Raw genomic sequence first — 12,577 nt, forward strand, 5'->3', positions numbered from 1 at the left:
ATTTCGTCGAGTCTCGCCGTCGGTTGGCATACGTGGAATCCGGCGCTCAGGATTTCTTGCCGGACTTCCTTTTCTGTTTCGCACTGGCAGCCACGAGCGGCGCAGATCGCGTCTGGAATAGGTTGAACAGATGCTCGACCCTTTCGCGCTCGGTGGCGAAACTCTCTTTTCGATAGAGCCTGTCTACCAGTCGGTCATTCGCTTTGTGCGCCTTGCGTAGATCCACCGGCATGCCCCCGGCGTCGTACATGTCCTCCAGCGTCGCGGGGGCGCATGCTTCCCGCGCGGCCACAATAGCCTTCGCTGACGCGTCTAGTTTTGCCTTGTCGGCATCATCGACGACGGGCCACGGGAAGGAATTATAGACGTTTGGCGCATAGCTGTAGCGACTCTCCAGCCTGCCTGCGACCGTCCGCATCCAACCCATATGCATGGCCGATGTCAGCACCGCCATGATCCAGAGTTCTGGTTTAGGCAGGATCAGGAGCTTGTTGCTCCCAATCACATTCTCGTCGAGAACGCAGATGGGAATGTATTCTCGAGTCTCCGACGACACCTCTGGGACCGCCAGATAGGACGATGACGGCTGTCGGTCCTGCGTAAAGACCCAAGGCGTCGCTGCAAATTCCCGAACGCTGTCCGTTGGGCTCTGCAGCCTTCCGTTCTTGACGCGGGCGAGGCGTTCCTGAATCTCGGGCGAGGATTTCAGCTCCGCCGGCGTGGCGTTTTTCAGCCAAAGACACCATCGCCACTCGCCGGAAATAAGCTCCTGTCCGCCAACATATGGGCGAAGCCATTTTGCGATGCCTGACTCACGGGCGAGCGCAGCCTTCCGGTCTTCCTCGTCAAGGATCAGGTTGCTCGTCGTGACGTATTTCCCGTTCGGGCCTTTGAGCCGTGCGCCGTCCGCAGGCTTGCTGCCTTGGAATAACTTGGGCATCCCGGCGGGCGGGCGGCCCCGTGCGGTGATGAATATTTGCGGGGAGGAGATTAGGTAGCTGTTGATCTGCGGAACGATCGACATGTGAGGATCGCCCTTCACATTGTCGTAGTCGTATATCTGCCTTGATCCATCGCGGTCGAAATCGAGCCCGACTATGATGACGTGAACCGCTGCTTTGCCTCGTGCCTCGCTGAGCCATTGGAACGTGCGGTGGGCGAAGAAAATCCGTGCCCCCGACCGGAAAAGCGGGGGCCACAGGATCGAAGCCTGCTCGCCCTGACATATCGAGTTCGTCGAAACGAAGGCGATTTTAATTGTGGGATTCTTCTGGGCGTAGTCGGTCGCGAGCTTGAACCAGCAGGTAACATAATCGAGCCGGTTGACTTGACCGTCGCGGCCCCAGACCCGGTGCATACCGGCTTTCTGGTCATCGTCGCGCAATGCATGCCCGATGAAGGGCGGATTTCCTAGGACATGCGTGCACTCGTCAGGCGGCAGGACGCTTTCCCACGCCACATTCAGAGCATCGTCATGCCGGATCACAGGCGACTTCCTAAGCGGGATGCGGACGTAGCTCTTGCCGAATGCGAGGGAGAGCCGTGAGTTCATGATGTGATCCATCATCCACATCGCCGTCTCCGCGATGCGCGACGCAAACTCGCCGATCTCGATGCCCGCAAACTGATCAACGTCAACCTTTGAAAGCGCCGAGACGTCTAGGATGAGCTGGTCTTTACCCGCAAAAATCTCGGTGAGGACGTCGAGTTCGAGCAGGCGAAGCTCGCGGTAGGCGATGACAAGGAAGTTGCCGCAACCGCAGGCGGGATCGAGAAATCGCAGCTTGCTCAGCTTTTCTTGAAATTCCGTGAGCCTTGCAATTTTGGCGATGCGCAGGGCCTTTAGCCGCTCAAATTCGGCCCGCAGCTCGTCAAGAAAGAGCGGCCCAATGACTTTGAGGATGTTCTTCTCGGTTGTATAATGCGCACCCTGCCGTCGCCGTTCTGCTCGGTCCATCACAGACTGGAACAGCGATCCGAAGATTGCGGGCGAAATAGGGGACCAGTCGAAAGCAGAAACTTCTATGAGGGCTTCGCGCATCGACCGGTTGAAGTCCGGGATGCGTGTTGACGTTTTGAACAGGTCGCCGTTCACGTAGGGGAACTGGGCCAAGTCCTCATCGAGATTCTTGCTACGCTTGTCCTCTTGGGTATCGAGAACCTCGAACAGCTTGGTCAGCCAGCCGCCCAGATCGGATCCATCCTCGTTGGTCCGGGTCTCTAGAAATTCGAGGAATATTCCGCGCGGCTCGAAAACGCCCGTGTCGTCGGCAAACAGACAGAACACCAAGCGGACGAGAAACCGTTCAAGGTCGTAGCCGGTATAGCCTGACTCCTCTAGAGCATCGTGGAGCTTCCCGACAAGCTCTGCGGCCTTGATGTTTACAGGGTCCTGATCCTGAAACGTGCGCTTTTGCACGCCGAGGATGAAACCGAATTTGTCGATGTTGGCTGGAAGATCGGCCAGCTTGAACGAGGCGTGCTGGCGCTCGTCGAGATCGTGCAATTCGAACGACTGGAAATCGCTGAGCAGGATGTAGCGCGGACGGTCGGCCTCTTTCAGAGAGTCGAAGTAGGCCCCGGCTTGATCGTAGGCAGCGACGAGATCGCGACCGACACTTTTCTGCTCGACGATCAACACACCCGGCCAGAACAGGTCGATGAACCCGGATTTGTTATCGAGCTTTTTGACGTGGTTCTCGAAGCGAGCGATTGACCGGCGACGGACGCCGAACATTTCGAAAAACTCGTTGTAAAAGGTCTGAGTGTCGCCCTTTTCATAGCCTTGGCCTGCCCACTCCGCCGCAAACGTTGCAGCTCTGGCCCGAATTTCATTCCAACTTAGACGCATGAATGTCCCGGCTCCTTTGGAGAGCGTTCTGCATCGGCGATCGGCTAAAAGCCACACCCGGAACAAAAAGCTCAAGACAGACCGCAGACTACTGTAGATCCACTGCCTTCCGGCTCGGGTGACTGGAAATGTCGGCTATGTCGAGAAGACAGCCTAAAAACGGACGGCCTCTAGCCGGCCTAATGGCTGCCGGGCTGGAATGCGCCCCAAAAACTCGCCGTTCTGAGCCGCGAACAACCCCTGAAAGCGGTCCCTCGGATTGCCTAGCGGTGGACGCGATCAGGGGATCAATCCGGCGAACTGCTGCGATGTTCGCCTAGGTCAATCAAGCTACGCCGCTATTTCTTGGATAGATCGATCTGAAGCTTCTCGCGATAGACGCCGATCCGCTGGCTGGCCCGCTTGACGATATCTTCGAAGAAGAGGGTTTCTGCGTAGAGTTCACCCAGGTTCCGCCCGCTTTCGGGATCCTCGAGCGGCGTCGAGCGAAAATAGCCTTTGCCCGCTGCAAACCGGGTCCAGCCCGCCATTCGTAGCGGCGCGATCGTGTCGCCGATTAGATAGCCGTAAAACTTCTTCAGGCGGCCATTCGATTTGGCGGCAAGCAAGTGAGCATATTCTGAGAGGTCGCCGATATGGTCGTCCATGCTGACCCCAGGCGCCTTGAACTCAATGATGATCGCCGAACCTTCTTTGCCGAAGATCGCGATGTCGGGCCGCATCGCGCCATTGTCATCGGCGCGCCGCCGCAACGTCTCGGCCAGCTCGCCATCGATGCTCGCATCGAACAGCTTTTCGCCATCGGCCCATTCGATTTGCGCGAGGGGCTTATCCGAGGCGATATACTCGTAATATTGGTACTCTTCGCTCAGCAGCCAGATGTCGTGATCGGACGCCTCCGTGCTGTCCTTCTTCATCGGGAAGAAGATGCTGTGGATGATACGCTCGTCCTGCCGTCGCTGTCCTTCCTTCACCGCCTGGACCTCTAGCTGGCGGTCGCATGCAAGTGCGAGGATTTCGACTATCGCTGCACGGCGCACGACGAGCTGGGAGAGGTTTGCCATGTCGATCGTCTTGAGCGACGCGGTGTATTTCCAAGAAAGTTCGTGGATCTTTTGCCGAAAGTCCTCGGTGTGCGGCTCGGCTTTTTTGATCCCTTCCCTGAGGTCGAAGATCTCCGCCGTGTCGGCGATGATGCGCTCCTGATATTTTCTCAGCACGCGCTCCGCGACACTCTTCGGGGTATCGCCATAAACGACCCTCGTCTCGGTGTCGGCTAGCATGCCCGCATTGACGCCGAACTTCTCAGTTACGTCCGCCACGACCTGGTCCCTGCTCCAGCCGGACGGCGATACCATTTCTTCGATAATCGGATCGATCTGCTCGAAGATCCCCGCGTAGGACACGGACTCGTCGGCAAAGAAGTCGCCGACCGGAATTTCGTCAGGAATCCCATCAAAGCCATCGCGCTGCTCATTGACGCGCCGATCGAGAAGCTCGCCTTCGATGAGCACGATATGATGAAATCCGTCCACTGCGCGATTTTGCTCGGTGACCGTTCGCAGATAGCGCCGCGTGATGTCTTGGACCGGCGACGATTTAGCGCAGAATGAGATCGCGTTTCGCGGCAGGTCGAAAACGCTCGCGTCGAGCTTGTAGTGCGACAGGATGAGTTTGGTCGACTTACCGAGTGGACTTCCCGACCGTGGGTCCCGTTCCTCCACGTCCGCCGCTCGGACATCCGTCACCAGCGGCAGGTCCGTAGCGCTGAGACTTGCCGTTTCGATCCGATCCTTGGGATATCGCGTCTCGAAAGAGATGCGGAAGTCGCCAAGTTCGGACTTCAGGCTGACGAGGCGCTGCAGAAACGCAATCAGCATGTAGCGCCGCATATTGGCGGCGGAGAACACCTCGCCCAGCGCGTCCGTCTTGTAGAGGCGCTCGCGCGTCGCGGGTTTAAGGCCATCCAATGTGATGGTCGTGCCGATGTCCTCAGCCTTGCCGCCGCTCACGACGAAGTCCGCCAGATCGATCTTTTTGCGCGCCGCGACGAGCGGCAGGGTTCGCGTCAGAACCTTGCCGTTGCTTCGGTAGGTGCTGCGAATGCCGACGCGGTCGAAATGATGGAAGAACTGGATACGGCCCGCGCCCTTGCATTTGCCGATCCCGGCGATCGAGAGGTCGTCCTTGTAGGACGTATCCTTGGTGAGAAACGCCTCGGCCTGGTCGTCGCCAAGGCCGCAACCATTGTCGGTGCAGGAGATGGACAAGTTCTGACCGTCGCCGAGCAGCCCCGTCGAGAGTATCTCCGCGACAAGCTTGACCTCGAGACTCCTTTTCGCGGGATTGTCGTGCTGCCGGATTAGGAAGGAGTCGATTGAGTTGGAAATCAATTCCTCAAGAACCACATAGCGGTTCGAACTGATCTTGGTGTTCTTTAAGCTTCCACGAATATCGAGTGTCATCTGTGATCCGTCGGGAAGCGTTCCCCCTCTAAGAATGTCTGCGGGCCGAGCCATGGCGAAGTCAAGAACCTTCACAACCGGAATCCCCGCGCCTTTAGGAGGGGAGAGCTTCCCTTGAGGCAGCCAGTTGAGAAAATGTCCGCTATCCGGCGCTAGCCGCCCAGATGCTGCATATCCGCAACCGGCCCATCTGCCGCCGTGAATTCCTTGGCGGGAATCGCTTAGATGCTCAAGACGTGCCAAAAGAGGCCGCAACAGCTTCGAAATCCTGTGGGACGAAATGTGGGATGCAATCTGCCCGCATCGTCCGATATGGCGCATTTCCGCCATTTTCCGCTTGACGATGGTGACCGCTACGGGAGTCGAACGGCAGTATTTGGGGAGATCGCTGCCTGGCAGATTTCGATGGGCGATCCCGAGAAAGCTCCCGTCCGTTCAATCAGCGTGTGGAAGGCGAAAAGACCCACAAGTGGACGTTCAGGCCGATCTGCTGGCTTACCAGCTTCGGTCGTTCATTCATGTAGATTGATCCATCGCCGCGAGCGACGTGTCGAGGACGCGGAACGGTGAAAAGTAGGACGAAGCCGTCATTCCTACCCGGATCTCTAATCGTCAGCTCTTGGTAGAAGCTCACGTTCAGCGCCGGCCCGAGCGACGTGGTGTTACGACAGAACCTGGGCCGGTTGCCGACGGGCCACTTTAAAGAAGCTGGCAGAAAAAGGTCTTTCGATTGCTGCGACCAGCGTCTCGACTCCTCACGCCGCCTCCGATTTCTCGCTCCACAGCTGGTCGGCGATGGCCACGAAGTGCGGGATCGAACAGAATTCGCAGTCGACGATGCGGGGGCGACAGCTGCGGAGCTTCCCGATGGGTGACCCCCATGGATCGACCTGCCAGTAGTTGGTGTCTGCCAGACCGGTCTGAACGCGCAGCATCTCGACCACCAGCAGATTGCCGGCGAGAGCACTGACGAACGCGAAGGGGGCGAGAACCTGCTTGCCCTCAGCGGATTTCAACGCCTGCTCAGCGCACAGCTGCTTGAACAGGCTGTCATAGGCCATGCCCTCGATTGCCGCCGGCTGGATCCCCGCGTTGGCGCCAGCGATTAGCGCCGCCGCATCGGCGGAGATGAGACTTTCCCTGACCATGTCCAGGCTGATCCCGAGTCCGCCGGCGATGGCCCGTTCCCGTGCCTGCTCGTCGGGAACGTGGCGGTAGATGCACGATAGGCACGCATTGGTCGTCGGCTGGCGGTGCGAATGCACGACTACCGCCCGGATGTCGGTAGTCGACGCGTCGAACACGCATCCGGGAACTTCGGCCTGAATAGCGCGACGGACGCGACGACTGTCGACAGTAACGAGCGCAGTGCGCTGAGGGCCGTTCTTCGCCACGTAATCGTGGAATTCCCCATTGAAGGGGATTAGCGCGACGTGCGAAAAATCGGGACTGGCGTTCCGCGCCAAAGTTTCAGCCTTGGGGTGCTCGACGTCCGCCTCGGTGAAATAGAGGCACCGGTTCGGATTGCCGCCGCCGACGGCCTTGGGATCGACGATCGGCAGCGTGCCCCGCGCGTCGACATGGCGCAGCGCTCGCAGGAAGGCGTTGCCAACGGCGCCCGCGCCGATGAGCACGGCGCCGTCTAGGTTGATCGACGCATCAAGAGCCTCGCGCGAGATGCCGAGTTGATCGAACGGCACCGTGATCGGAAGGCTGACCTTCGGGAGTCCCTCGGCGTCGATCGCCAAAGACAGCGTCGCGGCCGCCGCCGAACATGCCGCGATCGCCGCGAAGAGGGGAGGCGGCTCCGTAGACGCTACCTTCGGCGGTTCCAAGCCGATCACCGCCTTCGACGCATCGATCCTCGCGTACAACCGCCTGGCGTCCGAACGCGGCACGGCATCGCCGACGATAAGTTCGACCTTCACCTCGTCTGCCGGATCCCGCGTCACCGACATCGTGCGATCGAGAAGATCGCAGATCTCTCTGGCCCAGTCGCCGCAGGAAGCGCGCTCGCCCACCGTGACCAAGATGCGTCCAGCGAGACGGGCCGATGCGGCATCCTCATCGATGCCGAGCGCCGACGCGAGCATCCGCGCATTCTCCTGCCTGGCGTTGATCATGCCACGACTCCGATGCATCCGTCTGGCCCACCTGTCGGTACACGAACCCATTCGTTTTCGCTGGAAAGGCGATAGCTGGCGGCCTGCTCCGCGAAGTTCGCCGGCGTGGTGTTGCGGGCGAATTCCGGCAGCACGAGCGACAGGGCGCCGACATGGCGGACGATCGCCCATTCGTCGTCGGCCTCCGAGTGGAAGGCCCTGCCGGGGTGGCTATGGACCTGCGCCAGTATCTTCAGGCGCGCGCCGCGCAGATGGGTCATCAGGGCGCGCAAGCTCGCCGGCGGCAGCTTGAAATAGTCGATGTCGGTGATCTGATCGGGCTCGTAGACCTCCGTCACCGGCATCGGTTCTCGGATACCGGAGGCGGGTCCCAGCCAGAGGACGACGCGTTCCTCGGAACGTGCGCCGCCCGCACGCAGGATGTCGATCGTTCGTGCGAGCGTATCGGTGGTGCAGCTTAGCGCGGTCATCCTACTGCCTTCTTCCATGAGCGGTAGATTTGGGTGACGATGCCGATGAGGTCGTTGCCCGACGTGCCTCGATAGTTCGACCATGCCTCGGTGAGGTGGCTTTCATGGGTATGGTACTCCCGGACCCCGCGCATGCACACGAACAGACGCCTCGTCACCGGATGGGGGCACGGATGGAAGATGCTGCCCGCGGAAGACGGCGCCGCATCCACCGGCGTGCCGTCGGCACGCAGGAGCTGGATGCTGGGGGGCAGCTCGTTCCACTGCTCGCATTCCAGCCGCAGGCGCAGCGCCGCCGCGGTCGGGTGGTGGAAGATGACGTCGAAGACGGGGTACTCCGCCGACACGATCTCCCAACCCCAGCGACGCACGGCGGCGACGTCAAGGCGGCTCACGTCCGCCTCGAACGCCGCCCGCGAGATCAGCTCAAGCATTGCCGCCACCACCTTCGCGCGGCATCCAGTCGAGTTCGACGGTACCGGTCAGGCCCGCCTGTGCGAAGGTCAGCGAGACGTTGATGTCGTTGCCTGCGACGCTGACAATCCAGCCCGACGTGTCGGCGAGGTCGAGCTTCCGCGCCGCCTTCTCCAGCACGGACGAGATCGTCTCGTCGCTCTTGACGCGCAGCCCGCCTTCCGCCGGGAACACGCCGCTGAGCGTCATCACCGTCACCAGCAGCTTGTCGGCGCCGTGACGCTTGCGCGAGACGATGTGCTCGACGCCCTTCGGGCCGAACGCGATGGTGCTTCCAGGCCGGAGGACCACGTCCGGTTCGTCCTTCCGCTCGAGAACCCAGTCCTGCCCCTCCGGCGCCGGCCAGATGAGGTTGAACTCGTCCGTCTCGATCTGATCCTTTGGCCAGATCTGCCCGATCTCATTCACGGTGAAGGCGGAGGCCTCGTCGGACAGGATAGCGCGCAGCTGACCATGAGGATGATCAGCAAGGACGATTTTCGCGTCTGTGGTCAGATGGCTGGTGCGTCCGTTCTCGATCATGACGGCCTGATGTTCGCTGGCCGGCGTCAATCGGACGGCATTGAGCGCCTCGCGCACCCTGATGATGGCGTCGTCGAACTTGATGAGTTTGCCGTTGATGGGGAATTCGTCGGCGGCGCGATCGCGCCCGGGGTCGAAGATGGTCATTGTGTTTTTCGCTCCACTACAATGCCGGCCACGTCGCCGGGACTCTTGACGATCGAATCATCTGGACTAAAGTACCTAAACAGTCTCGATCTGGACGATGTATGCATCGGGACTAAATCGCGCGTCAAGTCCACATATGGACAAGGAGTAATTTAAGATGGCGATAAACGCCCCCGACACCCATGTGGTCGTCGGGCGATCAGGGATTCCGGCCGAGCTGGAGGCCTTCTTCGCAATGGCCGAGCGGTGGGGCCTTTCCACCGACGAGCAGATCCTACTGCTAGGGTCCCCCGGTCGTTCGACCTTTTTCAAATGGAAGAAGGAGGGCGGCAACCTGCCCGCCGACACGCAGGAGCGGCTCTCCTATATCTTCGGCATCTGGAAATCGCTGCGGATCCTCTTCACCGTCGACGAGCGCGGCGAGGAGTGGGTGCGCAAGAAGAACACGTATTTCGACGGTGCCAGCGCGCTCGACGTGATGCTCGAGGGCAAGGTCACCAGCCTCTACAAGGTGAAGAGCTTCCTGGATGCCCAGCGTGGTGGTTGAGATCGGACCCGTCGTGCCCTGGAAGGGCGAGACCTTCCGGCTCATCCCGTCCCGCTTCCCGCCAGTCTCGGTGTATGAAGGCCTAGTCGCGAACGATCGCCTGGACGCGCTGGTCGACATCGAGAACCTGACCAACCCCCGCCTCCAGTCGCAGGCTCGCATCGCCAGCCTCGAGAACAAGGACCCGAACACTTCGGCGCGCCTCCAGAACTGGAACCTGGCTCCCTTCGCCTACGGCCATCCGGACGGCAGCACCTTTTTCGATGCCGACCGTCCGTGCCTCGAGGTCGCTGCTGACCGCCAGACCGCGCTGGCGATCTCAGTGGCGAAGCGTCAGCGCTTTCTCGCCTGCACTTCGGAGGGCCCGATCGGCCTGGACATGCGGATGTTCAAGACGCCACTGTCGGGCCGGTTTGTCGATCTGCGCGGCCTAGGCGCGGAGAAGGCGCGAGACTGCGGGCGCGAACTCGGCAAGTCCATCGGGGACGATGTGGACGGGGTGCTCTTCCACCCGATCGAACGCCCCAGCGCGACGGCGATCTCTGTGCTGAACGGGTCGATTCTCGAGCAGACCCTCCAGGGGGTCCACTACCGCTATCGGTGGAACGGCGAACGGATATCGCTTCTCTACGCGTTCGACGACAAAGGTACCCAGATTGAGCCGGACCATCTGCGCAGCGAAGCGGACTGCCTCGCCGCCTAGATCGCGGCGGGAATCCTGCCTGCCCGCCAGCCTTCGAGGCGGACGATCTCGTGGAAATCGCAGCCCTGAGTCCTGCACACGATGCTGGGAACGACGCGGCCGTCGGCTTCGATCGTGTGGTCGCGAAGCGCGATGCCGTGCCCTTGGGAGCACGTCACCTCCGCCTTGAAGCGACGTATCGTGGAGGGATGGCTCGCCTTCCAGTGCAGCCTTTCGGGCCGACCTTCTCCGGCATGCTCCTTGAGGCCGATGAGCGGATAAGATCGCTGGCGCGAAGCAGCGCCTGTCGGCCGGGACGTTCGGGAAGCTGGTCGCTGGACGTTCGGCTCGCCGACGAAGAAGTGCAGTACCGCCTTCAACCACTTTGGCATCGAATTCTCCACGCGCGCGCCGCCACAAATTTCCATACGCAGCGGTCTGACTATAGCAAATCGTGGGCGTCTTCGCTGCTATGGATCGGTCTACGGGCTACATGTCCAGAACCTAATGTGTCGCTGAACCCTATCGGGATCTCGATAGGGGCTAAGAAAACGGCGAATTCAGGACCGAAAGTTGAACTCGAAATGGCTGAAATTGCGCGCGTTCCTTACATGGCAAGGCGCTGTGCAATGCCCACCGTCAAACACGACAGGATCTGTCGTTCGACCAAGCCATCTTCAATCTTGGCGGCGGCACCGAGTCGCCGCGAAATCGGAGAACGACATGAGCAAGAGCAAAGGCGGCGGCAGCTTCCGCAGCGCGATAAGCGGGCGATACGTCACGGCGAAGCATGGCAACGCCAGTCCGCATACCACCGTGCGCGAAAGCGCCGGATCGAGCGGCAGCTCGGGCAGCCACTACCGGAGCGCCATCTCGGGTCGGTACGTAACTACCGCCCACGGGAAGGCGAGCCCCCGCACCACCGTCAAGGAATCTTGAGCATGGCGAAGCGATACGTCCGGGCGACTGGCAAGAACACGCAGGGTGACATCGCGAAGCTCTGCAATTCCGGCGACTACTGGTCCCCCCGCAGCAAGGCGGACGCGATCAGCGACATCGAGTGTGGCACCCACGAATACTGGGTGAACTGGGCCAGCGCGCCGGAGACGAAGATTCGGGTCGTGCAGGGCCCGACTGGCAAGTACCTCCGCACCGATCGCGATACCACGTCGCGCAACAACCTCGACGACCTGCCCGACTGCTGACCGGGCCACTCGGGCCGGGGCATAGCCCTCGCCCCGCCTTCTCACGGCATCGAGGGGAAGTCGTCCCGGCGGTGATCCGCGACCATGCAAGCCAGCTCGGGCGGCGACAGCACCTCGACGGCGTCGCCCCACATGTAGAGATGCCAGCACATCTCCAGCAGGCCCGATGCCCGGAAGCGGATCAGCAGCGAACCGTCCGGCTGCTTCTCGACCACCTGCGTCGGATGGAACCGGAAGCTTTCCGCGCGCGGAACCGCCTTCGGGGAGAACCGCCACGCCACGTCGTGCATGCCGTCCGCCTGCTGATACGACCCGAAGCATCGCTGCGCATGTTCGTTGAGGTCGAACCCGGGCTTGCGGACGAACGTCTCCGGCAGGACCGTCGCCTCTTCAATCGCATCAACCCTGAAGTGCTGGATGCCACCGCCGGTCTTCTCCAGATCGACCGCCACGACGTACCTCCTTGCACCCAGCAGAAGTCCATGTGGCGCGATCACCCTGTCCCGGGCCGACGCATCCTTCCAGCCGCGATACCGTATTCGCAGGTGGGAACATCCCTTCAGCGCCGTGGATATGGCAGCGTCGATGGTGTCTCGACCGATCGGACGAGGACCCGGCCGGGCGGCATGGCCAAGGGCGAGCAGCAGCACCTCCTCATCCGCCTCGATACGACGGCTGCGCTCGTCCGGTATCAGCGCGAGGATCTTGGCATGGAGCGACCGGAGCGCCTTGACCTGATCCGCACCCGCTCCGTTCGCAAGCATCTCCTCGGCGAGCGACATCGCAGCCAGTTCGTCCGCCGTGGGCGTCAGCAGCGGTGCTATTCCGGTACGCGGCAGCTTCCATCTCGTCCGGCCCGATTCCTCGTCGCGGAAGTCCTCGAGCTCGGGGAAGCGCTCCCTCAGAGCCCTGATCACCCGCTGTGCTGTCCTGTAGTCGCGTTCCAGCACGCGCTCGATGTCCTCGAGCCCCACTCCCCTTGCCGATGCTGCAAGCGCAGCTATCGTCAGAAGATCGATCGCGTTGCGATACGACATCCTCCCATCTCCCATGCGACAGGATCTGTCGTCTGGCATCGATATGGTCTTCGT

General features: G+C 61.0%; 12 protein-coding genes. 4 read left to right on the forward strand and 8 right to left on the reverse strand.

Translation table 11 applies throughout. The features are described from left to right. Positions 1-46: 46 nt before the first annotated feature. From ACRECS_RS04420 to ACRECS_RS04445, 6 genes are all read right to left on the reverse strand, one after another. Positions 47-2,851 (reverse strand): DNA methyltransferase, encoded by a 2,805-nt coding sequence (locus ACRECS_RS04420; RefSeq protein ID WP_431581746.1) that lies wholly within the window; start codon positions 2,849-2,851, stop codon positions 47-49. A 338-nt stretch (positions 2,852-3,189) separates the two neighbouring features. Further along, complete coding sequence (locus ACRECS_RS04425) at positions 3,190-5,316, reverse strand: hypothetical protein (RefSeq protein WP_431581747.1); 2,127 nt, start codon at positions 5,314-5,316, stop codon at positions 3,190-3,192. Between the two features lie 755 nt (positions 5,317-6,071). Next, positions 6,072-7,439, reverse strand: coding sequence for a ThiF family adenylyltransferase (locus ACRECS_RS04430; RefSeq protein WP_431581748.1), 1,368 nt, complete (start codon positions 7,437-7,439; stop codon positions 6,072-6,074). Continuing rightward, complete coding sequence (locus ACRECS_RS04435; RefSeq protein ID WP_431581749.1) at positions 7,436-7,909, reverse strand: hypothetical protein; 474 nt, start codon at positions 7,907-7,909, stop codon at positions 7,436-7,438. Before ACRECS_RS04435 ends, ACRECS_RS04430 begins: the two co-directional genes overlap by 4 nt. Then, positions 7,906-8,343: a putative metal-binding protein gene (locus ACRECS_RS04440; RefSeq protein WP_431581750.1), complete on the reverse strand. Its 438-nt coding sequence runs from the start codon at positions 8,341-8,343 to the stop codon at positions 7,906-7,908. The genes ACRECS_RS04435 and ACRECS_RS04440 overlap by 4 nt, the downstream gene beginning before the upstream one ends. Next, positions 8,336-9,052 (reverse strand): hypothetical protein, encoded by a 717-nt coding sequence (locus ACRECS_RS04445; protein WP_431581751.1) that lies wholly within the window; start codon positions 9,050-9,052, stop codon positions 8,336-8,338. The genes ACRECS_RS04440 and ACRECS_RS04445 overlap by 8 nt, the downstream gene beginning before the upstream one ends. Positions 9,053-9,209: 157 nt before the next feature. On the opposite strand from ACRECS_RS04445, the gene ACRECS_RS04450 reads away from it, so the two are divergent. Next, on the forward strand, positions 9,210-9,599 hold the full coding sequence (locus ACRECS_RS04450; RefSeq protein WP_431581752.1) for an MbcA/ParS/Xre antitoxin family protein: 390 nt from the start codon (positions 9,210-9,212) through the stop codon (positions 9,597-9,599). Beyond that, the gene (locus tag ACRECS_RS04455) at positions 9,580-10,302 is read left to right on the forward strand and encodes an RES family NAD+ phosphorylase (protein ID WP_431581753.1); all 723 of its coding nucleotides are present in this window, start codon (positions 9,580-9,582) and stop codon (positions 10,300-10,302) included. Before ACRECS_RS04450 ends, ACRECS_RS04455 begins: the two co-directional genes overlap by 20 nt. Here ACRECS_RS04455 and ACRECS_RS04460 read toward each other — a convergent pair. Beyond that, positions 10,299-10,673, reverse strand: a complete 375-nt coding sequence (locus tag ACRECS_RS04460) for a hypothetical protein (RefSeq protein ID WP_431581754.1) — start codon at positions 10,671-10,673, stop codon at positions 10,299-10,301. The two genes, ACRECS_RS04455 and ACRECS_RS04460, sit on opposite strands and share 4 nt — an antisense overlap. Positions 10,674-11,004: 331 nt before the next feature. On the opposite strand from ACRECS_RS04460, the gene ACRECS_RS04465 reads away from it, so the two are divergent. Continuing rightward, complete coding sequence (locus ACRECS_RS04465; RefSeq protein WP_431581755.1) at positions 11,005-11,220, forward strand: hypothetical protein; 216 nt, start codon at positions 11,005-11,007, stop codon at positions 11,218-11,220. Between the two features lie 2 nt (positions 11,221-11,222). Next, entirely contained in the window at positions 11,223-11,486 is a 264-nt protein-coding gene (locus tag ACRECS_RS04470; RefSeq protein ID WP_431581756.1) for a DUF3892 domain-containing protein, read from the forward strand. Between the two features lie 41 nt (positions 11,487-11,527). On the opposite strand, the gene ACRECS_RS04475 is transcribed toward ACRECS_RS04470, so the two are convergent. Beyond that, a complete protein-coding gene (locus ACRECS_RS04475) occupies positions 11,528-12,523 on the reverse strand; it encodes a helix-turn-helix transcriptional regulator (RefSeq protein WP_431581757.1) in 996 nt (331 codons plus the stop codon). Between the last annotated feature and the right edge of the window lie 54 nt (positions 12,524-12,577).

This window comes from Sphingomonas sp. (assembly GCF_050725575.1).
In the GTDB taxonomy this organism is placed as follows: Bacteria; Pseudomonadota; Alphaproteobacteria; order Sphingomonadales; family Sphingomonadaceae; genus Sphingomonas.